Consider the following 22,865-nt stretch of genomic DNA (forward strand, 5'->3'; position numbering starts at 1 on the left):
CCCAAGCCCGTTCGACGGAAGCGCTGGCATGGGCCGCAGCGGCGCGATAGAGCGTCGGTAATGGCGGGCACGGACGCGACTAAAGGGATCAGATTCAATCGCCGGTCGCTGCTCGTTGCGGGCGGGGCGGGGGCGGGTCTGCTGGTCGCCTGGGCGGTGTGGCCCCGTTCGTACGGCGTCAACCTGACAGCGGCGCCCGGCGAGACGATCTTCGGCGCGTGGCTGAAGATCGGCGAGAATGGTCAGGTGACGATCGCCGTGCCCCAGGCGGAGGCCGGGCAGGGGGTCTATACCGCGCTGCCCCAGATCGTCGCCGAGGAACTGGGCGCGGACTGGCGGACGGTCGCGGTGGAAGCCGCGCCGATCAACCCGCTCTATGCCAATATGCTGGCCGCCGATGTACTGTTCGAGGATGCACTGGGCGGCATTCCCGATACGATCCGCCGCAGCCATGCCGAACGCGCCGCGTGGATGCTGACCGCAGGCTCGACCTCGATCCGCATGTTCGAGCCCAAATTGCGCGAAGCCGGTGCCGCGGCGAGGACGCTGTTGTGCAAGGCGGCGGCGGCGCGCTGGGGCGTCGACTGGCAGGCGTGCGCGACGGCCGAAGGCTTCGTCGTCCATGACGACAAACGCTTGCGCTTCGCCGAGCTGGCGGCGGAGGCGGCGCAGGAAAGCCTGCCCAACCTGCTCCCCTTGCGCGATACCGGGGCCGCCGCACCCGAAGGCGCGCCGCTTACCCGGCTCGACGCACCGGCCAAGGTCGATGGCAGCGCCAATTTCGCGGGCGACATACGCCTGCCGAACATGGTCTTCGCCGCAATTCGTCAAGCGCCTCCCGGCGACGCGCGGCTGGTCGGCGTCGACCGCGGTGCTGCCGACCGCGTGCGCGGCGTCATGCACATCGTCGAAAACCCGCGCTGGGTCGCGGCGGTCGCCGACAATTGGTGGGCCGCCGAACAGGCGCTCGATGCGCTGCGCCCTCGCTTTGAAGTGCGCGGCGGGCCGACCAGCGCGACGATCGACGCGGCGCTGACGGCGGCGCTCGACGGCGAAGGTCACCGGATGGCAAGTGCCGGCGAACTGGCCGAACATTTCTCTGGCGCGAAAGTAGTGACCGCGGAATATCGCTCTGGCCTCGCGCTTCACGCCCCGCTGGAGCCGACCACGGCGACGGCGGAATGGCGTGCCGGGCGGCTGTCGATCTGGGCACCGACGCAGGCACCGGGCCTTGCCCGCAGCGCCGCAGCGCGGGCACTGGGCATCGACGAGACGGCGGTGGTCATTCATCCGATGCAGATCGGCGGGTCGTTCGGCGCGCGGCTGGAGACGCGCGTTATCGAACAGGTCGCGGTGCTCGCAAGGAAGCTCGAGCGCCCGGTCCAGTTGACCTGGTCGCGCGCCGAAGATTGTCTGCACGACCGCTATCGCCCGGCGGCGGCGGCACGCATGTCGGCGCGGCTGGCATCGAACGGCACGGTCAGCGGCTGGTTTGCGCGGATCGCGGCGCCGCAAACGGGCCGCGAATTGTCGAGGCGGTTGCTGTCGGGCGATGCGGCGGTGGCGCTTGCCCAGAAGCTGCCGGGTGGGGGCGGCGACCGGACTGCGGTGGCAGGGGCCGAGCCGATCTATGGCATCCCGCATTATGCCGTCGATCACCATCCGGCGGCGCTGGGCGTTCCCACCGGATACTGGCGATCGGGCGCGCACGCCTACACCGTGTTCTTCACCGAATCCTTCCTCGACGAACTGGCGCGCGAAGCCAATGTCGAGCCGCTGTCGTTTCGCATCGCCATGCTCGGCGGCCAGCCGCGACTGGCGCGCTGCCTGTCTGCGGTGGCGTCACTCGGCGGCTGGCAGGGCGGATTGCCGGGCACCGCGCAGGGGATTGCCGCGCACAGTTTTCGCGGGTCGCACATCGCGCTGATGGCGGAAGCGCGCAGAGAAGGGGCGCGCGTCGTCGTCGATCGGCTGGTGGCGGCGGTCGATTGCGGCAGGCTCATCAACCCCGATCTGGTGCAGCAGCAGATCGAGGGAGGCCTGCTGTACGGCATGGCGGCGGCGCTGGGGGCATCGACCGGGTTCACCGACGGGCTGGCGGACGTGCGCAATTTTCGCAGCATGAATCTGGCGCGGTTGGGAAATATGCCGGAAATCAGCGTCGAGCTGATCCGCAGCGATGCCGACCCCGGCGGTGCGAGCGAAGTCGCGGTGCCCGTGGTCGGCCCGGCCATCGCCAACGCACTTTTCGCCGCCACCGGACGCCGATCCCGCCGCTTGCCGCTTCAGGAACCGACATTGTGACCCCAGCCGATCATCCAGCCATTCCGCCGCGCAAGGTGGGTGTCCTACTCGTCAATCTGGGCACGCCCGATGCACCGGACGCGAAATCGGTGAAGCGTTATCTCGCCGAGTTTTTGTCCGACCGCCGCGTGGTGGAGATTCCGCCGATCGCGTGGCAGCCGATCCTTCGCGGGATCATCCTGAATACGCGACCCAAGAAATCGGCGCATGCCTATAGCCAAGTCTGGACCAAGGACGGCTCGCCGCTCGCCGCGATCACACGCGCGCAATCGGACGCGTTGCAGGGCGCGTTCGGCGATGGCGTCATGGTCGACTGGGCGATGCGCTATGGCAATCCGTCGATCGCGTCGCGGCTTCAGGCGATGAAGGATGCCGGGTGCGAGCGGATTCTGATCGCAGCGCTTTACCCGCAATATTGCGCCGCAACGACCGCGACCGCCAACGACAAGGCGTTCGCACATCTGGCGACGATGCGTTGGCAACCGGCGATCCGCACGCTGCCGCCCTATCATGACGACCCGGCCTATATTGCTGCACTGAAGACATCGGTGGAGACGCAGCTTGCGGCGCTCGATTTCGAGCCCGATGCGCTGGTCGCGACCTTTCACGGGATGCCCGAACGCACGCTGCATCTGGGCGATCCCTATCACTGCCATTGCCAGAAAACCGCGCGGCTGCTGGGCGAGGCATTGGGTCGCCCATTGCGGGTCGCGTTCCAGTCGCGCTTCGGCCCTGCCAAATGGCTTGGCCCGGCGACCGACACGACGCTGGAAGGCTTGCCGGGCGAAGGCGTCAAGAAAGTCGCATTGGTCGCGCCCGGCTTTTCCGCCGATTGTCTGGAGACGCTGGAGGAGATTGCGATCCGCGGGCGCGAGAGCTTCATGGCGGCGGGGGGCACGCATTTCGCCTATCTCAATTGCCTGAATGCCGACCCGCCGGGTGTCGCGATGCTGCAATCTTTGCTGCGCAGGGAGCTTGCGGGCTGGCTGTAGGTTACCTAGCCTGAATACGGACCAATAACAGGGAGAGGCATATGGCACGCGTCGCAATCGTTACCGGAGGAACGCGCGGGATCGGCGAGGCGATCAGCCTGGCGCTCCGCGACATGGGCATGACCGTCGCTGCCAATTACGCCGGCAACGAACAGCGCGCCGCCGAATTTACCGATCGCACGGGGATCAAGGCTTACAAGTTCGACGTCGCCGATTACGACGCCTGCCAGGCGGGCGTCGGACAGATCGCGGAGGATCTGGGGCCAGTCGATGTGCTGGTCAACAATGCCGGCATCACCCGCGACGGCACGATCCTGAAAATGACCTATCAGATGTGGAAAGAGGTCATGGACACCAATCTGGGCGGTTGCTTCAACATGGCAAAGGCGGTGTTCCCCGGCATGCGCGAGCGCAAATGGGGCCGCATCGTCAATATCGGGTCGATCAACGGTCAGGCCGGGCAATATGGCCAGGTCAATTACGCCGCAGCGAAGAGTGGCATCCATGGCTTTACCAAGGCGCTGGCGCAGGAAGGCGCGCGGGCAGGCGTGACGGTCAACGCGATCGCGCCGGGCTATATCGACACCGACATGGTCGCGGCGGTTCCTGCGGATGTTCTGGAAAAGATCGTCGCGAAGATTCCGGTCGGGCGACTGGGTCAGGCAAACGAAATCGCGCGCGGGGTTGCGTTTCTGTGCTCGGACGAGGGCGGGTTCGTTACCGGATCGACGCTGAGCATCAATGGCGGGCAGCATATGTACTGACGGGCCGAGGTCGCGCTACGATGCAACCGGTGCGCGAAGCGCACGGCCCGGCACGGCCAGCGGGTTGGCGCAAGCCAATCCCGTTTGACGTCATGGACGGCGGCTTTGCCGTCGGCCTTTGATGGGCTTGCGGCCCGCCGATTCGCGCTCACGCTGAGCCTGTCGAAGCGTGGTGTGTCTCACCCGGCTTCGACAAGCTCAGCCTGAGCGCGGTAGGTATCACATATTTCTCCGTTCGTTTCGAGCGAAGTCGAGAAACGCTATCGGCCTGCGTTGTCAGGCGTTTCTCGACTTCGCTCGAAACGAACGGATTTGAAGTGCAGGTTAGCGCCCCCCAAGGCCGACGGCAAAGCCGCCGTCCATGACGTCAGACGGGACCGGCTTTGCCGACCCGCTGGCCGGTTGGGGCGATGCTTCGCTTTGCTTGCATCGGCGCGGTCTTGCGCCGCGCCTTCGCCCCAACGAAAAAGACCGGCCTCCTTTCGGAGACCGGCCTTCCCGCCTTCGGATACGCTACACGAAGGAAGCTGTGTGCGCCTTAGCGGCTGCGGCGGCAGCCCTGCGGCGGATCGCTGCGGTCGATGGCGCGACCGGCAAGAGCGCCGACGCCTGCCCCGAGGACGGTGCCGACCAGGCGGTCGCCGCGGCCTGCGACCTGATTGCCCAGAAGGCCGCCTGCAACTGCACCGATCACGGTGCCACCGTCGCCGTCCTTGCAGCGCTGGTTGTTGTTGTAATAGCGACGGTCGTTACGGTAATTGCGGTTGTTGTAACGACGATCGCTGCGATAGCGCTGGTCATAGCCATAATAGCTTGCCGCGCTGGAAACTGCGGTAAAGCTCGCGGCCTGAGCCGGAGCAGCCGGAACGGCGAGCGCAGTGGCACCCATCGCGAACGCGGCACCAACGAGCGTGAGCTTGTTCAACATTATATATCTCCTCGTTTTTCACGTTTCGATTTCGTGCCGGCGCCGGGCCCACCCGGTGTCGACAAGAGCGGTTATGGGTGATTCGCATTGAGCCGATGCTGAATGCGTCGGTTATTTGCCGTTCACATTCATTGGGTGCTGGCGGGCGGGGGCAGGGTCGCTAAGGGGGGGGCGATGCGGCGTGCATGGCTTTCCCCCTTTCTGGTGCTGGCGCTGGTTCCCGGCTGGTCGGGGGACGCGCGGCTGCCATTGCTGGGGAAAGAAGCGCGGATCGACGCGCGCTATCTGTCGCAGCTGTCCGCCGATCGCGCGCAAAGCCGAATCGGTGCGCTCGAATATCTGGGCGGGTTGGAACTGAAGAGCCCCGACCCGGCCTTCGGCGGGTTTTCGGCATTGCATGTCCAAGGCGACCGGTTCCTGCTGTTGAGCGATGGCGGCGGCGTCGTTCGTTTCGCGATGGACGACGACTGGCGAATCCGCGATGCGTCGTTCGCCGAATTATCCCAAGGACCGCGCACCGGATGGGAAAAGCGCGACCGCGACAGCGAGGCGCTGGCGGTCGACCCCGAGACGGGGACGCATTGGGTGGCGTTCGAAAATGCCAACGCGATCTGGCGCTATGACGCGACGCTGCACCGCGCGACCGGAGCGGTTCGACCGGCGGCGATGCACCGCTGGCCGCGCAATGGCGGGCCGGAGGCAATGGCACGGCTGCGCGACGGGCGCTTCCTGATCCTGTCGGAAAGCGCACGCCGGGATGCGCCGGAGGGCAGCTATCATGCGCTGATGTTCGATCGCGATCCGGTCGAGCCGGGTGCGGTCGCCTCGCGCTTTTATTATCGCCCGCCCGCCGAGTTCAACGCGACGGCAGCCGATGAACTGCCCGATGGCCGGGTAATCGTCGTCAACCGGCGCGTCGTCTGGCCGAGCGGGTTCGAGGCCGCGGTGACGATCGTCGATCCCGCCGACATCCGTTCGGGTGCCGTGGTGACCGGACGCGAGATCGCACGGCTGGGTGGCGGACTATGGTCGGGTTTCGGGCGCGACAATTTCGAGGCGGTATCGGTGTTGCGCGAGGGCGTGGACACGATCGTCTGGCTCGCGACCGACCATAACATGCAGTGGCCGCAGCGGAGTTTGCTGCTCAAGTTTCGGTTGGCGGAAGAGTGATGGCGACGATTTCGAACCCCTGATCGTCATTCCCACGAAGGCGGGAATCCATAACCCATGTCGGCGCGTATGGATTCCCGCCTTCGCGGGAATGACGGACCTGGACGCTTCGGGGCACTCGCCAAGCCCGTGTTTCTCGACTTCGCTCGAAACGAAGGGAGCTACCCCCAAACGGCAACAACCCCGCCATGCGCGGGGCATGGCAGGGTCGTCAGAACCGAAATTCGGGAAAGGCCGTCGCGTCGCGCGCCAGCCCTATGCCGAATCAGGCAGCCTGTTCGGCGAGCTTCTTGCGGACGTCGCGCTTCAGGCGGCGTGCGCGCAGCGACAGGTCGTCGTCACTGGTCTTGATCAGCCAGTTGTCAAGGCCGCCATTATGTTCGACCGAACGCAGGCCGTGGGTCGACACGCGCAGGCGCACGCTCTTTTCGAGCGATTCCGACATCAGCGTCACATTCTGCAGATTGGGCAGAAAGGTGCGCTTGGTCTTGTTGTTGGCGTGGGAAACATTGTTCCCCACCAGCCGGCCCTTGCCGGTCAGCTCGCAAATGCGCGACATGCGTTTTATCCTGGCTTTTCGCGTGTGCGGGATCGCGAACGACCCCTGGAAAGTGCGGGCGGATAACCGCTGGGGGCCGTGCCGTCAACCGATTCTGCGATGGCGGCCATGCAACCCGGCGCGCCGCACCACGTTATTACGGCAGCGATTCGAGTGGATCAACGCGCGAATCGAGAAAGGGAGTTTTGGTCCATGCGTGGAATCCTCATCTTGCTGGGCATCGTCGCCCTGATCGTCATCGTCCTGCTGTCGCTGGGCATGATCAGTTTCGACCAGGAACGGTCGGCGCAGTTGCCGACGGTCAAGATCGAAGGGGGACAGGCACCCAAATTCGACGTCGATGTCGGCCGGGTCGATGTGACCACCACCAACAAGACCGTCGAAGTGCCGACGCTTCAGGTCGAAAAGGCCGCACCGGCGACACCGCCGGCCCAGTAAACCGAAATCATCAAAGGCGCGGCGGCACGGCTGTTCCCAGCCGTGCCGCGCGTTCCTTCCACAGATCGCGGGCATAGGCTTGCAGGTCGGGGATGCGATCGACCTCGTCGATGATCTCGAACCCGAATACGGTTTCCAGCACGTCCTCAAGCGTGACGATGCCGGTGGGGCTGCCATATTCGTCGACCACCAGCATGATGTGGTGATGTTCGGCGATCATGCGCTGGAATAGTTTGTCGAGCGCGACATGCGCCAGCGTGCTGCCCATCGGGCGCAGCAGATCCTCCACCGGGCCGTCATGCCCGCGGATGCAGCGCGTCAGCACCTCGCTTTTCAGAACGAACCCCTCGATCGCGTCGGGATTGTCGCGATAGAGCGGAATGCGACTGAACGGCGTGTCGTCGATCGCGTCGATGAATTGCGACAGGCTCTGTCCCATCGGCTGCGAAAAGATGACGATGCGCGGCGTCATTACATCGGCGATCGTCACCCGATCGAGTTGCAGCATGTTGTGGAGGAACTGCGTCTCCCGCCCGTGCAACTGCCCCGAATCGCGGCCCATCTGGGCGACCGCCAGCAATTCCTCGCGATGCTGGGGCGCGTCGGCGGGCTTGCCCAGGGTGATGATCCGCGTGATCGCCTGGGAAAACCAGACCAGCGGTTTGAGCGCGACGATCATCACCGGCAGCAGCCGCGAGGTGAAAGGCGCAAGCGCGGTCGCATAGCGTGCGCCCATCGTCTTGGGGATGATTTCGGTGAGGATCAGGACGGCGACGGTCAGGATCGCGGCGAAGATCGCCTCGGTTCCGTTGCCGTAGATGCGAGCATATTGCGCGCCTGCGCCCGCCGCGCCCATCGTATGCGCCACGGTATTTAGGGTCAGAATCGCCGCCAGCGGGCGCTCGACATCCTGTTTCAGCCGATCGAGTTTGGGTGCCCAGGCCTTGCCCTGTGTTTTGGCGGTCTGGATCGCCGACGGGGTGATCGTCAGCAGCGATGCTTCCAGCAGCGAACACAGGAACGACACGGCCAGCGCGACGGCGACATAGGTAATCAGCAGGGTCATGGGGGAAAGGCGGTCTCGATAGCGGATCGTCGGCGCTGTCAATGCACGAAGCGCGTCGATGTTGCACTAAATCATCGGCTGGGCGACAGCATGGACGTGGACGACGCCCCCGCCTCGATACAACCCTTGCCCGCCTGGATGCGAATCGCGCTTGACGATGCACGCGCGGCGGCGGCGCGAGGCGAGGTGCCGGTGGGGGCAGTCGTGGTGAAGGACGGGGTGGTGATCGGGCGCGGCGCCAATGCGCCGCGCGCGACGTATGATCCGACCGCGCATGCAGAGATCGTCGCGATCCGTGCGGCAGCTGCGGCGATCGGCAGCGACCGGCTGGAGGGATGCGACCTGTTCGTCACGCTGGAGCCGTGCGCGATGTGCGCGGGCGCGATCGCCCATGCCCGGATCGCGCGGCTTTATTACGGCGCGAGCGATCCCAAGGGCGGCGCGGTGGAGCATGGCCCGCGGTTTTTCGGGCAACCCACCTGCCACCACCGGCCCGAGGTCTATGGCGGCATCTTGGAGGGCGAAGCGGGGGAATTGTTGCGGGGTTTTTTCGCGGGAAAGCGGTAAGCGATCTCCGGGAGAGAGTTGGGGGTAGGCGCCGCCAGCTCAGGGCGATGCCTTCTTTCGCCCGAATACCCTGCCCAGCGCGCGGCGGATCAGCACCAGCGACAATATCGTCGCCGCCAGGATCAGCACCGCGATCACCACTGCCGCGATCGGGTTGGCGAGCGCCAGCAGCAGCAGCCCGCCGGTCGCGACATCTTCTCCGGTCGAGACAACGACATTGCTGAACGGCTCGGGACTGGTGTTGACCACCGCGCGCGTCCCCGCCTTGGCGCCGTGGGTCATCAGCGACGCGCCGCCGCCCAGCAGTAAGGCAATTACCTGCCATGCGGGATCGCCCGGATCGACGATCGCCAGTGCCAGCAGCGCGCCGCCGATCGGGCGGATGACGGTGTGAACCCCGTCCCAAAGGCTGTCGAGCCAGGCGATCTTGTCGGCGAAGAATTCGGCGAGCGCGCCCAGCGCGGCAATTCCGATCACCCAGGGATTGGCAAGCGCGTCGAGCGCGGCGAGATGGTTCGGCAGATCGACCCAATCGGTGCGCATCGCCAGCCCGACGACGGCGACGGTGAAATAGAGCCGCCACCCCGCAAGCAGGCTGACGCTCGCGGCGAGCCCGATGATCTCGACCGCGCCCACCGCGTTCGCCCGATCAGGACGCCGGTTTGGGTTTCGACGCGGATGCCGTTGCCGCGGACTTCTTCGCGGCGGGTTTGGCTGCCGGTTTCTTCGCGACCGGTTTGGCTGCGGCCTTTTTCGCAGCGGGTTTCTTTGCCGCCGGTTTGCGGGCCACCGGCTTGCGGGCAGGGGTAGGCGTGGGTGCAGGTTCGGGAGCCGCCGGGGCGGGCGCGGCGGCGGCACTTGTCGCGGCGGTCTTGGCGCGAATCTGGCTGGCAAGCGATTCGAGCGCCATCGCGGCAAGCCCGGCGACCAGCGGATGCTTGGTCAGATTGTCGACGGTGACGCCGCTGCCCTTGAGTGCCGCAGGAATGTCGATCCCGGCAAAGGTGAAGCCCGGTTTCTCGTCCTTGCCTTTCGACTTGCCGCCTTTTTTCGCCATGCGCCGTCTCCCTTCAAAGCTCAAATGTGGGTTGGTGTGTTATTCTTGTCAATCACGTGGAGGCTTGGGGGCGGAGTTTGCGCGCCAGCGCCGCCGCGCCCGCGCGGACGTCGCGCCAAGCCCGGTCGAAATCGCGGTCGTCGCCCTGATACGGATCGGCGACGCTTTCGCCCGCACGGCCTGGCACATGATCGAGCAACAGCGAGACGCGCGCTGTCGCGTCGTCGGGCGCCATCGCCATCAGGTCGCGCAGATTGTGGCGGTCGAGCGCGACGATATGGTCATATTGGGTGAAATGAACGGGCTTTACCTGCTGTGCTCGGTGGCCGTTCAGATCGACGGCGTTGCGCGCGGCGCAAGCGATTGCGCGCGGATCGGCACCGTATCCGACATGCCAGTCACCGGTCCCGGCGGATGCGACCGAAACCGACAGGCCCAGCGCCTCCGCCTCGCGCCGGAACGCGGCCTCGGCGAGCGGCGAGCGGCAAATATTGCCAAGGCAGACGAACAGGATCGAACGGTCGGCCATCATCCTCCCATCGGCGCGCGTTTGCATTCGCGAAACCGCTACGCTCTTACCACGCGCGCCGACCGGAGGCGATGCCGACGCTTATCCGGCGGCGAACACGCCGCAGGCGATGCGGCCGCCGCTGTCGCCCGACGGATCGGTGCGCATGTCGTCCGGCCCTTCGTGCACGACGATCGCCGATCCGTCGCCGTCCATCAGCCCGGCAAAGCTGCCCGCCGGAAGCGTGAAGGTCGCGGTCGCGGTGCCGTCCGCGCCGACGTTCAGATTGGGCATGTCGCCCGCGTGCGGGCCGTTCGGATTGTCGGTGCCGTGCTGAGCATTGGTCGGATTCCAGTGGCCGCCCGCGGTCTGGAAATCAGGGCCGTCGCACGCGCCGACCTGATGGATGTGGAAGCCGCGCTCGCCCGGCGGCATGCCGGTGCCGTTGACCGTCACCTGAATCGCGCCATCGGTTTCCGTTGCGGTCGCGGTGCCGACATTGGTGCCGTCGGCGGTAAGAATCTGAGCGGTCAGCGTCGTCGCCATGCCCTCTTCGGGCATTTCGGCCAGCATATTGTCGAGCCTGTTGTCGGCGGTGATCGTGTCGTTCGCCGGCTCTGAGGAACAGGCGGCGAGCAGCGCCATGCTGGCGGCGAGGGCAGTGGCGGAAGCGAATGCGCGCATTTTTCTTCTCCGTGCGGTTGATCGGTTTGAAGGTGCCAATGAACGAGGCGCGCGCGAAGTTCCTTCGGCGGCCAACACAGCCCGGTTGTCAAGCCCGTTGTCAGCGCAATTCGCTTTGCCATTCGGCCATCTGGCGAGTGGTGCCGTCCAGCTGCGTTTCGCGCGCGATCATCCGGCGATAGGCGCCCGGACGCTGACCGAACCGCTTTCGAAACGCGTCGCTGGCGCGGCCTTCGTGATCGAGACCCACGGCTTCGGCGACCGCTGCGATCGGGCGCGGGTCCCCTGCCGACAGCCGCTCGCGCAATCGTTCCAGTCGCTGGTCGCGGATGTAGCGGGCGAGACCGCCCCATGACGCGAAATCGCGATAGAGCGTTGCGCGCGACAGGCCGAACCGCGCGACCAGCATGTCTGGGCCGAGCGCGGGGTCGGACAGCCGCTCTGCGATGAAGGCCCGCACCCGGTCGCGCCGCTCGGCATGCAGGCGATCATGGTCGAGCGTTTCACGCCACGGCGACGGGGTGAGCGCGACGCCCAGCAGATCGACGGTAACCCGACCGATCGCCATCAGCGACGCGGGCGACAGCAATCCGCCATGCCGCGCGAGCGATGCGATATGATCGGCCAGCAGGAATCCGCATATGCTCGGGACGATGTGGCCGTGCCACCCCTGCGCGCTGCCCGTCGCCGCGATCAGGCCGGTCCGCGCGAGGCTGAGGGTCAGCACATGCGCGTCGGGCGCGTGGTTGCGCATCGGGCGCAGCATGTCGATCATCAGGATATCGCCGGGGGCGACCCGGCGATATCCGTCGCCGACATCGCTGTGAAACTCGCCCCGAAGCACCAGGGTCAGCGTGAAATGATCGAACCCGTCGCGATTGGCGCGGCTGCCATCGCGGACATGCGCGACATCGGTGAGCCGTCGGTCGTACAGCAGCGCGCGGTCGAGCCGCCAGCCGCGCATCGCAACGGTGAAATCGGGTCCGGTCGCCATCGCATCGGCACCGCGGGCATAAAGCGCGTGATAGGCGTCGAACCGCTCCGCAACCGGCAAGGCCGCGCTGTCGAATCCCAGAAATGCGCGCGATTCCCGATCCACGGTCACTGCCTATTCGTGGCCGCCCGCGCAAACAAGTGCGCGGCGATCGCCAGCACGAACATCGCCGCGGCGACAATCGTCAGCGCGCGCGGCAATGCGGTTGCCGCATCGGCCCCTGCGTCGCTCAGCACGCCGGTCAGCGCCGGGCCGATGCCGAGTCCGACCAGGGTGATGGTGGCGAAGAAATAACCGTTGATGCGCGGCCGATCGGCGACCGGCGTTTCGCGCTGCAATCCGGCGAGCGCGGATACCGACGCGATGCCCAACGCCAGATTGGCGCTGCCGAGCAAGATCAGCGCCGCCATCGGGCGTGGCATCGCCGTCAGCAGAAGCAACGCCAAACCGGCAGCCGCAATCCCCAGGATCACGATTGCGGTCGGCGCAAGGCCACGCGGCGCAAGCCTGTCCGACAATCGCCCGCCGACCAGTTGCCCGGCTGGCGCGCTGACGAGCGTGACAATCCCGACCAGGATCGCGGCGCGCGCGGGTTCGATCCCGTGAAGCCGCGCGAGCAGTGTCGGAAACCAGATCGCCGTCGACTGGATCACCACTATGGCGGCGCAGGCCGCGACCACCAGCGATCCCTGGGCACGGGTCATGATGTGCAAGCGCGCGATGGGTTGGATGACGGCGCGCCGCTGTTGCCGGACGATCATGACGAGCAACGCCACCAGCAGCAGGGAATTGGGCAGCGCGGTCAGCAGGAACGTCGCCCGCCACGCCTGCGGCAGGCCGACCGGGGCCGCCATCGCGAACGCTCCGATCGCGGCGATGATCGCGCCGGCCGTCAGCGCCGCGCTGCTGCGTCCCATCGATGACGCCATGCTGAACCGGCTGGTCAGCCGACCGATGCGGACGGGATTTCCCGCCGATGAAATTGCCGAAACCGCTGCGGGGATGAATGCCGCCTGGCCGAATCCGACGACGATCTGCGCCGCCGCGAAATGCTCCGCACGGGTGGCATAGCCGATACCGATGATGCCGCCGGTCCACATCGCGACACCAGCGATCAGGAACGACGCCAGCGCCCGCCCCCTTGCCAGATGGCCGAAAAGGACCGCCCCTGCGGCATAGGCGATCGCGAACAGGCTGCCCGCAAACAGCCCGAAACCGGCATCCGAAAGCCCGAGTTCGCGCTTCAGGAAGGTCGCCCCGGCGGACGGCACGAACCGGTCGAAATAGGCGAGATAGACGCCGATCACGAGCAGCCAGGTCGCGCCGGGCGGTGGACGATCCGCGCTTATGGAGGGAGCGGCGCAGGGTGGCGCGGGTCGGTCGGTGGAAAGCGGGCGATCGGTCAGCACGCTTGCCCCCAAGCATCGTGCGTAATCCGACCGATCAAGCGACCGCCTTCCCCCCGACAAAGACACCTGAAACCAGAGATTATCCGTCCCCCGGCGCCAACGGGTTGGGTCGCGTACCCGTTGGCGACCGGAGGACGGATTCGAACGACACGCTGATGCATGACGGCCGATAAGCACGGTAAGCGGAATTGCCGATTATCGAGGCTTTCGGGGCCGCGACGATCCGCCATTCGAATCACCTGAGCCTTTATTACCCGATCGACCGTCCGAAAATTGTGATGGCGGAGTACGCCAATCGCGATTTTTCGAACTCCCAACCCCCCGGTTAAGTGTCGAGCCGATGAATATGCGGTCGAACCCGATCCGAAAATGCCCTTGCGTCTCAAAGTTGAGACAAGTCCTGCGGCCGCTGACTTACTCATTCGAAAAGCCGCTTGATTGAGACGATGGGGAAATTTCACCATCGAGGATTGCCCGATGGCGCGCCGCAAGGGACGACAGCCAGTCGGCAAAGGCCCGGACTTGGGCGAATCCCTGGGTCTCGCGGTGGGTCGTCAGCCAGAAGCTCCGCTGAATCGACAAATCGGGCAGGATCGCCGTCAGACCGGGTTCGGCGTCGCCGATAAAGCAGGGCAGGATGCCGATCCCCGCCCCGGCCGCAATCATCTTGGCCTGAGCATTGATGCTCGACGATCGCAGCGGCGGCGCGCGATCGACGGGCAGTTCGTCCACGTAACGCAGTTCGGGCGCGTACAGAATATCGGGGATATATCCGACCATCCGTCGCCCGTGCAGGTCGCGGGATGAAGATACCGGATGCGCCGCGATCTGCGCGGTCGCGCCGTATAGCCGCAATCGATAATCGGCGAGCTTGCGCACGATCAGCGGCCCGCGCCGTGGTCGCGCCAGCAGCACCGCCAGATCGGTTTCGCGCCTGCCCGGATTGAGGAAGCCCGAACTGGCGACCAGATCGACCTCGACGCCGGGATGCGCGTCGGCGAACTCGCCCAGATGGCGGCTGATGAACCAGGTGCCGAAGCCCTCCGCCACGCTGACCCGCACCGTGCCGCGCAAGGGCTGGCGGCCGCGCGTCGCTTCGCCGATTTCGCCCGCGATCCGCGCCATCGCTTCTGCCTTGTTGAGCAGGGCCTGGCCGGTCGGGGTGAGCAGCTGGCCTTCGGCGGTCTGTTCGAACAGTCGCTCGCCGATGCTGCGTTCCAGGCGGCGGATGCGGCGCCCGACCGTGGTCGCGTCGCTGCCGGTGGCGCTGGCGGCGCGCGCGATCTGGCCGGTGCGCGCGACGGCTAGGAAGAAGGGCAGGTCACTCCAGTCCATCCACCTGCATTATTGCAGGGCGCATCTGCACGTCCAGCGGTTGATTTGCAGTCGGGTTGCGCCGACACTCGACCCAAAGAATTTACAGGAGAGCGATGCGATGCGTGTGATCGACCATGTGATCGTCGGCCATTCCGGTGGCGGCAGCGCCCGGACCAGCGATGTGTTCGACCCCAATTCGGGTGCCGTCCAGGCCAAGGTGTCGTTGGGCGGCCAGGCCGAACTCGAAAAGGCAGTCGCCGCAGCGGAGGCCGCACAGCCCGCATGGGCCGCGACCAATCCGCAGCGGCGTGCGCGCGTGATGTTCAATTTCAAGGCGCTGGTCGAGAAGAACATGGACGAGCTGGCGCGGATGCTCAGCTCGGAACATGGCAAGGTCATCGCCGATGCCAAGGGCGATATCCAGCGCGGGCTGGAAGTCATCGAATTCTGCTGCGGCATCCCGCATGTGCTGAAGGGCGAATATACCCAGGGCGCAGGGCCGGGGATCGACGTATATTCGATGCGTCAGCCGATCGGCATCGGCGCGGGGATCACGCCGTTCAATTTTCCGGCGATGATCCCGTTGTGGATGTCGGGCGTCGCGATCGCCACCGGCAACGCGTTCATCCTGAAGCCCAGCGAGCGCGACCCTTCGGTTCCTGTCCGCCTCGCCGAACTGTTCCGCGAAGCCGGTCTGCCCGAAGGCATTCTTCAGGTCGTCCACGGCGACAAGGAAATGGTCGACGCGATCCTCGACCATCCGGCGATCGGTGCGATCAGCTTCGTCGGATCGTCCGATATCGCGCATTATGTCTATAATCGCGGGGTCGCTGCCGGAAAGCGGGTGCAGGCGATGGGTGGCGCAAAGAACCACGGCATCGTCATGCCTGACGCCGACCTCGACCAGGTGGTGAACGACCTGTCGGGCGCGGCCTTCGGATCGGCAGGCGAGCGCTGCATGGCGCTGCCGGTTGTGGTGCCGGTGGGCGAGGATACCGCCAATCGCTTGCGCGAGAAGCTGATCCCGGCGATCGAAAAGCTGCGCGTCGGTGTCTCCACCGATGACGAGGCACATTATGGCCCCGTCGTAAATGCCGCGCACAAGCAGCGCGTCGAGAACTGGATCCAGACTGGGGTGGACGAAGGCGCCGAGCTGGTCGTCGATGGGCGTGGGTTCAAATTGCAGGGGCATGAAGAGGGCTTCTTCATCGGGCCGTCGCTGTTCGATCACGTCACGCCGGAGATGAGCGCGTACAAGGAGGAAATCTTCGGCCCCGTCCTCCAGATCGTCCGCGCCAGGGATTTCGAGGAAGCCGTCCGCCTGCCCAGCCAGCATCAATATGGCAACGGCGTCGCGATCTTTACGCGAAACGGCCACGCCGCGCGCGAATTTGCCGCGCGCGTCAATGTCGGCATGGTCGGCATCAACGTGCCGATTCCGGTGCCGGTCGCCTATCACACGTTCGGCGGGTGGAAGCGGTCGGCGTTTGGCGACACCAACCAGCACGGCATGGAAGGCGTGAAGTTCTGGACCAAGGTCAAAACGATCACCCAACGCTGGCCCGACGGATCGCCCGATGGCAGCAACGCGTTCGTCATCCCGACGATGGGGTGACCAATTCCTCCCCCATCGGGGGAGCGGGACCATGCGAAGCATGGTGGAGGGGGCTTGCCGCAAGCGCCACGCTTGGGTCGCCCCCTCCGTCAGCCGCTGACGCGACTGCCACCTCCCCCGATGGGGGAGGATCTTGTAAAGGCTCCTTATGACCAACCAGTTCGACCTCACCGACGAGCAGCGCGAGATCCACGAACTTGCGCGCCGCTTCACCGCTGACCGCATCACCCCGCACGCCGCGGAGTGGGACGAAAAGCACATCTTCCCGCGTGACACGATCAAGGCCGCGGCCGAGCTTGGATTCGCCTCGATCTATGTCTCGGAAGAATCGGGCGGCATCAATCTCGGGCGGCTGGAGGCGGCGCTGATCATGGAGGCGATGGCCTATGGCTGTCCGTCGACCAGCGCCTTCATCTCGATCCACAACATGGCGTCGTGGATGATCGACCGCTTTGGCGGGCAGGCGGTGAAGGACAAGTACCTTCCGTCGCTCGTCACGATGGACCGCATCGCCAGCTATTGCCTGACCGAGCCGTCCTCGGGCTCCGACGCCGCCGCGCTCAAGACCCGCGCGGTTCGCGACGGCGACCATTATGTCGTCAACGGCACCAAGCAGTTCATCTCGGGCGGCGGCGAGAACGAAGTCTATGTGACGATGGTCCGCACCGGAGAGGATGGGCCGAAGGGCATTTCGTGCCTGGTGATCGAGAAGGACATGCCCGGCGTCAGTTTCGGCGCGCAGGAAAAGAAGCTCGGCTGGCATTCGCAACCGACTGCAGCGCTGGTGCTGGAGGATGTCCGTGTTCCAGCGGAGAACCTGGTCGGCGGCGAAGGCGAAGGGTTCCGCATCGCGATGATGGGCCTGGACGGCGGTCGGCTGAATATCGGCGCCTGTTCGCTGGGCGGCGCGCAACGCTGTCTGGACGAAGCGGTTGCCTATACCAAGGACCGCCAGCAATTCGGGAAGCCGATCGCGGACTTTCAGAACACCCAGTTCATGCTGGCCGACATGGCGACCGATCTGGAGGCGGCGCGGGCGCTGCTCTATGTTGCGGCGGCGAAAGTGACGGCGAACGCGCCCGACAAGACACGCTTTGCGGCGATGGCCAAAAGGCTGGCGACCGACAGCGGCTCGAAGATCGTCAACGACGCGCTGCAATTGCACGGCGGCTATGGCTATTTGCAGGACTATCCGATCGAACGCTTCTGGCGCGACCTGCGGGTGCATTCGATCCTTGAGGGCACCAACCAGGTGATGCGCATGATCGTGGGGCGTGACCTGACGCGGCAATAGTCCCAACCCCGCTCGTTTCGAGCGAAGTCGAGAAACGTGGGGGTGGGATCAGGTTTCTCGACTTCGCTCGAAACCAACGGAGTTTGGTATTTGACCCAGGACTTACTGATCGAAACCCAAGGCCCGATCGGCCGCATCCGCCTGAACCGCCCCAAGGCGATCCATGCGCTGACGACGGAGATGTGCGCTGCGGTCATCGACGCGCTCGATGGCTGGGCCGAAGACCCCGCGATCGAAGCCATCCTGATCGACCATGCCGACGGACGCGGTTTCTGCGCGGGCGGCGATATCCGCATGCTCGCCGACAGCGGTGCAGGCGACGGCGCGGCGGCGCGCGACTTCTTCCGCACCGAATACCGGATGAACCACCGGCTGTTTACCCACGCCAAGCCGATCGTCGCGTTCATGGACGGCATCACCATGGGGGGCGGCGTCGGCATTTCCCAGCCCGCGCGGTTTCGCGTCGCGACCGAGAACACCAAATTCGCCATGCCGGAGACGGGCATCGGCCTGTTTCCCGATGTCGGCGGCGGCTGGTTTCTGTCGCGACTGCCCGGCCGTGTCGGTCAGTATCTGGCGCTGACCGGCGCACGGATCGACGGGGCGGAGGCGTTGGCGCTCGGCCTTGCCACCCATTATCTGCCGAGCGACGCGCTGGATGAGGCCAAGCGCCGCATCGCCGACGATCCGCAGGCGATCGACGCGATCCTCAGCGCGCTTTCCATCACGCCGCCCGACGCGTGCATCCTCGCGAATCGCGACGCGATCGACCGGCTGTTCGTCTCCGACAAGCTGGAGGAAGTGTTTGCCGCGCTGGAAGCCGACGACAGTGAGTGGGCGCAGGCACAACTCGCGACGCTGAAGACCAAGTCGCCGCAAACGATGAAGGTCAGCTTGAAACTCCTGCTCGACGGCAAGTCGATGCCGACTTTCGAAGACGAGATGCGCCAGGAGTTCGCCGTTGCCTCGAAGGTCGTCCAGCGCCATGACTTCATCGAAGGCGTCCGCGCGGTAATCGTCGACAAGGACAATGCCCCGCGTTGGAACCCCGCCACGCCGGAGGACATCAGCGATCATCTGATCGACCAAATCTTCGCGCCGTTGTCGGCCGACCAGGAATGGTCGCCGAATTGAGGAAATGAACGCCATGACCGACTACGAAACCATTCTCGTCGAGCAGCGCGATCGCGTGACGCTGATCACGCTCAACCGACCGAAGGCGTTGAACGCGCTGAACGCGCAAGTCCTCGCCGACCTGCTCGACGCGCTGGCGGCGTTCGATGCCGATGCGTCGCAGGGGTGCGCTGTCATCACCGGCAGCGAGAAGGCGTTCGCGGCGGGGGCGGACATCAAGGAGATGCAGGAGATGGGCTTTGCCGACATGTTCGGCACCAACCATTTCGCGGGCTGGGAGCAGTTCGGGCGGACTCGGAAGCCGGTGATCGCCGCGGTGGCGGGATACGCGCTGGGCGGCGGGTGTGAGCTGGCGATGATGTGCGACTTCATCCTGGCCGCCGACACCGCCAAATTCGGCCAGCCGGAGATCAAGCTGGCGGTATCGCCCGGCATGGGCGGGTCGCAGCGCCTGGCGCTGGCGGTGGGCAAGGCCAAGGCGATGGAAATGTGCCTGACCGGGCGGATGATCGATGCCGAGGAAGCCGAGCGGGCGGGGCTGGTCGCGCGCATCGTTCCCGCCGCCGAGCTGGTCGAGGAGGCGGTGAAGACCGCCCAGACCATCGCGTCGATGGCGCCGCTGGCGGTGCTGGCGAACAAGGAAATGGTCAATGCGGCGTTCGAATTGCCCCTGGCCCAGGGCGTGCAGTTCGAGCGGCGGCTGTTCAACGGTCTGTTCGGGACCGAGGATCAGAAGGAAGGCATGGCGGCGTTCGTCGAGAAGCGCGCCGGCGACTGGAAGGGGAAATAACATGGCACGCGTCGGATTTATCGGGCTTGGCAATATGGGCGGCGGGATGGCCGCGAACCTGGCCAAGGCGGGGCATGACGTTCGCGCGTTCGACCTGTCGGCAGAGGCGCTGGAGCGGGCCGAGAAGGCCGGGTGCCTGCCGGTCGCCAGTGCGGCGGAGGCGGCGGAAGGGGCCGAGGCGGTGATCACCATGTTGCCCGCCGGGACCCATGTCGAGGCGGTCTATGCCGAGAGCGTGTTCGGGGTGGCCGATACCGCGGCGGTGCTGATCGACTGTTCGACCATCGACGTTGAGACCGCCAAGCGCGTGGCAGAAGCGGCGGCGGCGAAGGGGCTGACGGCGGTCGATGCGCCCGTATCCGGCGGGATCGCGGCGGCCAATGCGGGATCGCTGACCTTCATGGTGGGCGGCTCCAACGCCGGGTTCGAGCGGGCCAAGGCGTTTCTGGACGATATGGGCAAGGCGGTGATCCATGCCGGGGGCAATGGCGCGGGTCAGGCAGCCAAGATCTGCAACAACATGCTGCTGGGCGCGACCATGATCGCGACGTGCGAGGCGTTCGCGCTGGCCGAGAAACTGGGCCTCGACCCGCAGACCTTTTACAATATCTCCTCGGTGTCGTCGGGGCAGAGCTGGTCGATGACGTCGTACTGCCCGGTCGCGGGCGTGGGGCCGGAAAGCCCGGCGGACCGCGACTTCGCGGGCGGATTTGCGGCGGCGCTGATGCTCAAGGATTTGAAGCTAGCGATGGAAGCGGCGCAAGGATCGGGCGTGGACACGCCGATGGGCAAGCGCGCGGCGGAATTGTACGGCGCGTTCGTCGACGGCGGACAGGGCGGCGTGGATTTTTCGGGGATCATTCGGACGCTTTGATCGGGGGCGGCGTGCGCGCCTCGCCAGCCCCCTCAATTGCTCGCGCCGCTTTACAGCGCCCGGAATAGCCCGCTCATCGCTGCCCAGGCGCGTTCGGCCTGCGCCTGGTCGTAAGCCGGGCTGTCGAGCACCGTCCAGCCGTGGTCGGCGGGATAGACTTCCACCGTCGCCGTCCGTCCGGCCGCATCGGCAGCCGTTTTGAACGCCGTCTTGTCGTTCGGCGCCTTTGCGTCGTCGTCCTGCGCCACCGCGATGTGATAGCTGGCGCGCGTGCGGGCCAGCAGCTTGTGGGGGCTCGTCGGCTCTTCGCCGCGCACCAGCCCGCCGCCGTGCAGCGACACCGCCGCGCGCACCCGCGCCGGGACTGCGGCGGCGCTGAACACCGTGAACGGCCCGCCCATGCAATAACCATGCGTGCCGACCCCGCGCCGAACATCGACCGACGCCTGGCGGTCGAGCCACCCGATCGCCGCGGCCGCATCGCGCATCACGGCTTCCGGGGTCAGTTGCTTGCGCCACGGCCCGACCTTCTGGAACCCGCCGTCTGCGGCGAACCCCGCGAAATCCTTGAACTGATCCGATGGCACCGCCCGGTAATAGGGATTGACCACCAGCACCGCATGGCCCTGCCGCGCCAGCCGTCGCGCCATCTCGCGAAACGCCTCGCGTACCCCGGCAATATCGGGCCAGGTCAGGATCGCGGCATAACGACCGCTTGCCGGGCGTACGAAGAACGCATCCATCGTCCCGTCCGGCGTCGCAAAGCTGACCATTTCCTCGGTCAGTCCCTCCGCATCGCCGCCGGTGCCGCCCGCCATCGGCGTGCACGCCGCCACCGCGCCAGCCGCGCCAAGCAACGCGAACTGGCGCCGGTTCATCGTCCAGTCGAAGCCTTGTTCGCCCAGCGCCTTCATCTGCCGATCGTCACACATCGCACCGTCTCCCGTTCGCCCGGCCAGCAGCCGCGACCGGCTCGCAGCTTAGCCGCAAGCCGCGCTGCCGCAAGCATGATGCGGAAAAGGGGCCGTCAACTGCGCTGGCCGCTCGCGAGCCTCGCGCGCCTCACGCGGCGGGTCAGGGCATGCGATTGACCAATGGAGTGTCGGTCAGACTGCCTTGGATCCTGTCCGTCAAAACCGCCGTGTTTCATGCGCGCGCGCCCGGCGCACCGCATGGTCACCGCCTAGCAACGATCGATCGCGAATGACCGCCACGACCATCGCGATCAGTGCCGGAATTGCCCAGAAGCCGGACAGGGTTTCGTAAATCTGGGGAATATCATTCGGAAACAACAAGCGCGCTTTTGACGTTGCGACGCCGACCACATGAAATCCGGCGAACCAGATCGGCCAGAATGATTGCGAACGTGCAACGAAACAGAGAGCGACGGCCAACAGCATGCCGTCGATCAAAAGGACCGCCAGAGCATAATCGTCGATCGCAAGGGTCATGAAAGCCAACAAGGTGGCAAGCGCGGCGAGGAGCACGAAATGAATGAAAATCCGTGCCTCTCGCCCGCCATAAAGCATTACCAGACTATAACTGGCGATCATGAATGACCAGAAAACGAGCGCTACCAACATAGTCCGGCTTTGAACGCGCTAGTCGATCATTTCAAGCGACGCGGAGTTCATCGGGCGCAGTCCGCCGGGGCAACCGAATGATGTGGTTTCAAGATTACTGCTTGCCTGGATACGGGTCAGTTCTCGTACGGCAACCACCATATTACCGCGACTGGCTGCCAGACCATTGATTCCATGCGCCAGATTTTCCAGCAGGCTCTGCGTAGCGGCGATCGGCAACCGCGAGTCCGCAGCGGCTTCAATGATGCTGGCGCACATCCGCGATTGCGCGGCCAGAGCGTTGTCCAAAGCCGCCACCGATGTCTGTGTATCGTTCGCCACAACGTCACCCACCGCATGTTTGATTTCGTACATGTCGTTCCTCTGAACTTGGCTGGATTGCCTGTGTTCAAAATTACGAGGGGCGGTTTATGTGAAAAGATGAACTATACCCGCAATGGTCATAACGATCGCTGCCATGACCATCGTTCCCAGCAACGCAACGAGCATGACTTGCGAATACCGCCTGGCGATCGACCCTCGGTTTAGTTGCCCGCCAATCGGCGGCAACCATCGACGAGAAGCGTCGCTGCGGCCCGCGATATCTCCGCTCAGCAATCGCACGGCGTCCGCGCGCGAACGAACCCCCAGCCGCTCCATCGCAGCCTGGATGTGATTATCGACGGTGGAAGGACTAAGGTTCAGCGCGCGTGCAATTTCTTTGGACGTGTGTTGCCGGGCTACCAGCTCCATGCACTGGCGCTGGCGCTCACTGAGCAGACCAAGGAGGCGCTCTGTCTTGTCCATTCCGGACTGGTATCAAATGATACCGCGCGCGT

Annotated in this window: 25 protein-coding genes; 11 read left to right on the forward strand and 14 right to left on the reverse strand. The window is 65.5% G+C overall.

Annotated features, from left to right (window positions below; all coding sequences use genetic code 11):
* Positions 1-60 precede the first annotated feature (60 nt).
* The 3 genes from ACX0GZ_RS07135 to phbB are packed head-to-tail and all read left to right on the forward strand — an operon-like array spanning position 61 to position 4,060.
* A complete protein-coding gene (locus ACX0GZ_RS07135) occupies positions 61-2,304 on the forward strand; it encodes a xanthine dehydrogenase family protein molybdopterin-binding subunit (protein ID WP_458814813.1) in 2,244 nt (747 codons plus the stop codon).
* A complete protein-coding gene (gene hemH, locus ACX0GZ_RS07140) occupies positions 2,298-3,296 on the forward strand; it encodes a ferrochelatase (protein ID WP_458815262.1) in 999 nt (332 codons plus the stop codon). The genes ACX0GZ_RS07135 and hemH overlap by 7 nt, the downstream gene beginning before the upstream one ends.
* A 41-nt stretch (positions 3,297-3,337) precedes the next feature.
* Positions 3,338-4,060, forward strand: coding sequence for an acetoacetyl-CoA reductase (phbB, locus tag ACX0GZ_RS07145; RefSeq protein WP_458814815.1), 723 nt, complete (start codon positions 3,338-3,340; stop codon positions 4,058-4,060).
* Positions 4,061-4,598: 538 nt separating this feature from the next.
* On the opposite strand, the gene ACX0GZ_RS07150 is transcribed toward phbB, so the two are convergent.
* On the reverse strand, positions 4,599-4,988 hold the full coding sequence (locus ACX0GZ_RS07150; protein WP_458814817.1) for a glycine zipper 2TM domain-containing protein: 390 nt from the start codon (positions 4,986-4,988) through the stop codon (positions 4,599-4,601).
* A 174-nt stretch (positions 4,989-5,162) separates the two neighbouring features.
* Between ACX0GZ_RS07150 and ACX0GZ_RS07155 the strand changes: the two genes are divergently transcribed.
* Complete coding sequence (locus ACX0GZ_RS07155) at positions 5,163-6,158, forward strand: esterase-like activity of phytase family protein (RefSeq protein WP_458814819.1); 996 nt, start codon at positions 5,163-5,165, stop codon at positions 6,156-6,158.
* 265 nt (positions 6,159-6,423) lie between these two features.
* Here the strand turns inward: ACX0GZ_RS07155 and rpmB are convergent, their stop codons facing one another.
* Positions 6,424-6,717, reverse strand: a complete 294-nt coding sequence (gene rpmB, locus ACX0GZ_RS07160; protein ID WP_458814821.1) for a 50S ribosomal protein L28 — start codon at positions 6,715-6,717, stop codon at positions 6,424-6,426.
* Between the two features lie 192 nt (positions 6,718-6,909).
* Between rpmB and ACX0GZ_RS07165 the strand changes: the two genes are divergently transcribed.
* Positions 6,910-7,155, forward strand: a complete 246-nt coding sequence (locus ACX0GZ_RS07165; RefSeq protein ID WP_458814823.1) for a hypothetical protein — start codon at positions 6,910-6,912, stop codon at positions 7,153-7,155.
* A 10-nt stretch (positions 7,156-7,165) separates the two neighbouring features.
* Here the strand turns inward: ACX0GZ_RS07165 and ACX0GZ_RS07170 are convergent, their stop codons facing one another.
* Positions 7,166-8,221: a CNNM domain-containing protein gene (locus ACX0GZ_RS07170; RefSeq protein ID WP_458814825.1), complete on the reverse strand. Its 1,056-nt coding sequence runs from the start codon at positions 8,219-8,221 to the stop codon at positions 7,166-7,168.
* A gap of 138 nt (positions 8,222-8,359) precedes the next feature.
* Here ACX0GZ_RS07170 and ACX0GZ_RS07175 point away from each other — a divergent pair, with 138 nt between their 5' ends.
* Complete coding sequence (locus ACX0GZ_RS07175) at positions 8,360-8,788, forward strand: nucleoside deaminase (RefSeq protein ID WP_458814827.1); 429 nt, start codon at positions 8,360-8,362, stop codon at positions 8,786-8,788.
* Between the two features lie 39 nt (positions 8,789-8,827).
* Here the strand turns inward: ACX0GZ_RS07175 and ACX0GZ_RS07180 are convergent, their stop codons facing one another.
* The 7 genes from ACX0GZ_RS07180 to ACX0GZ_RS07210 form a co-directional block, all read right to left on the reverse strand.
* On the reverse strand, positions 8,828-9,424 hold the full coding sequence (locus tag ACX0GZ_RS07180) for a DUF4126 domain-containing protein (RefSeq protein ID WP_458814829.1): 597 nt from the start codon (positions 9,422-9,424) through the stop codon (positions 8,828-8,830).
* Between the two features lie 13 nt (positions 9,425-9,437).
* Positions 9,438-9,845, reverse strand: coding sequence for a hypothetical protein (locus tag ACX0GZ_RS07185; RefSeq protein WP_458814831.1), 408 nt, complete (start codon positions 9,843-9,845; stop codon positions 9,438-9,440).
* A gap of 52 nt (positions 9,846-9,897) precedes the next feature.
* Positions 9,898-10,374, reverse strand: coding sequence for a low molecular weight protein-tyrosine-phosphatase (locus tag ACX0GZ_RS07190; protein WP_458814833.1), 477 nt, complete (start codon positions 10,372-10,374; stop codon positions 9,898-9,900).
* 81 nt (positions 10,375-10,455) lie between these two features.
* A complete protein-coding gene (locus ACX0GZ_RS07195; protein WP_458814835.1) occupies positions 10,456-11,037 on the reverse strand; it encodes a superoxide dismutase family protein in 582 nt (193 codons plus the stop codon).
* 100 nt (positions 11,038-11,137) lie between these two features.
* The gene (locus ACX0GZ_RS07200; RefSeq protein WP_458814837.1) at positions 11,138-12,142 is read right to left on the reverse strand and encodes a helix-turn-helix domain-containing protein; all 1,005 of its coding nucleotides are present in this window, start codon (positions 12,140-12,142) and stop codon (positions 11,138-11,140) included.
* On the reverse strand, positions 12,139-13,440 hold the full coding sequence (locus ACX0GZ_RS07205) for an MFS transporter (protein ID WP_458814840.1): 1,302 nt from the start codon (positions 13,438-13,440) through the stop codon (positions 12,139-12,141). The genes ACX0GZ_RS07200 and ACX0GZ_RS07205 overlap by 4 nt, the downstream gene beginning before the upstream one ends.
* 414 nt (positions 13,441-13,854) lie before the next feature.
* Positions 13,855-14,775 carry a LysR family transcriptional regulator gene (locus ACX0GZ_RS07210; protein ID WP_458814842.1) on the reverse strand — a complete coding sequence of 307 codons (921 nt, stop codon included), beginning with the start codon at positions 14,773-14,775 and terminating at the stop codon, positions 13,855-13,857.
* Between the two features lie 100 nt (positions 14,776-14,875).
* Here ACX0GZ_RS07210 and ACX0GZ_RS07215 point away from each other — a divergent pair, with 100 nt between their 5' ends.
* The 5 genes from ACX0GZ_RS07215 (at position 14,876) to mmsB (ending at position 20,464) form a co-directional block, all read left to right on the forward strand.
* Positions 14,876-16,372 carry a CoA-acylating methylmalonate-semialdehyde dehydrogenase gene (locus ACX0GZ_RS07215; RefSeq protein ID WP_458814844.1) on the forward strand — a complete coding sequence of 499 codons (1,497 nt, stop codon included), beginning with the start codon at positions 14,876-14,878 and terminating at the stop codon, positions 16,370-16,372.
* A 148-nt stretch (positions 16,373-16,520) separates the two neighbouring features.
* Entirely contained in the window at positions 16,521-17,666 is a 1,146-nt protein-coding gene (locus ACX0GZ_RS07220) for an acyl-CoA dehydrogenase family protein (protein WP_458814846.1), read from the forward strand.
* Between the two features lie 90 nt (positions 17,667-17,756).
* Positions 17,757-18,800 carry an enoyl-CoA hydratase/isomerase family protein gene (locus tag ACX0GZ_RS07225; protein WP_458814848.1) on the forward strand — a complete coding sequence of 348 codons (1,044 nt, stop codon included), beginning with the start codon at positions 17,757-17,759 and terminating at the stop codon, positions 18,798-18,800.
* A gap of 13 nt (positions 18,801-18,813) precedes the next feature.
* Positions 18,814-19,590 carry an enoyl-CoA hydratase gene (locus tag ACX0GZ_RS07230; protein WP_458814850.1) on the forward strand — a complete coding sequence of 259 codons (777 nt, stop codon included), beginning with the start codon at positions 18,814-18,816 and terminating at the stop codon, positions 19,588-19,590.
* A complete protein-coding gene (mmsB, locus tag ACX0GZ_RS07235) occupies positions 19,529-20,464 on the forward strand; it encodes a 3-hydroxyisobutyrate dehydrogenase (RefSeq protein ID WP_458815264.1) in 936 nt (311 codons plus the stop codon). The genes ACX0GZ_RS07230 and mmsB overlap by 62 nt, the downstream gene beginning before the upstream one ends.
* Positions 20,465-20,514: 50 nt before the next feature.
* Here mmsB and ACX0GZ_RS07240 read toward each other — a convergent pair whose 3' ends face one another.
* The 4 genes from ACX0GZ_RS07240 to ACX0GZ_RS07255 all read right to left on the reverse strand — a co-directional run bounded on the left by ACX0GZ_RS07240 (position 20,515) and on the right by ACX0GZ_RS07255 (position 22,833).
* Positions 20,515-21,396, reverse strand: coding sequence for a dienelactone hydrolase family protein (locus tag ACX0GZ_RS07240; RefSeq protein WP_458814852.1), 882 nt, complete (start codon positions 21,394-21,396; stop codon positions 20,515-20,517).
* Between the two features lie 198 nt (positions 21,397-21,594).
* Complete coding sequence (locus ACX0GZ_RS07245; RefSeq protein WP_458814854.1) at positions 21,595-22,047, reverse strand: hypothetical protein; 453 nt, start codon at positions 22,045-22,047, stop codon at positions 21,595-21,597.
* 18 nt (positions 22,048-22,065) lie between these two features.
* Positions 22,066-22,401 (reverse strand): hypothetical protein, encoded by a 336-nt coding sequence (locus ACX0GZ_RS07250; RefSeq protein WP_458814856.1) that lies wholly within the window; start codon positions 22,399-22,401, stop codon positions 22,066-22,068.
* Between the two features lie 54 nt (positions 22,402-22,455).
* A complete protein-coding gene (locus ACX0GZ_RS07255; protein WP_458814858.1) occupies positions 22,456-22,833 on the reverse strand; it encodes a response regulator transcription factor in 378 nt (125 codons plus the stop codon).
* Between the last annotated feature and the right edge of the window lie 32 nt (positions 22,834-22,865).

It is taken from the genome of Sphingomonas aestuarii, assembly GCF_054457155.1.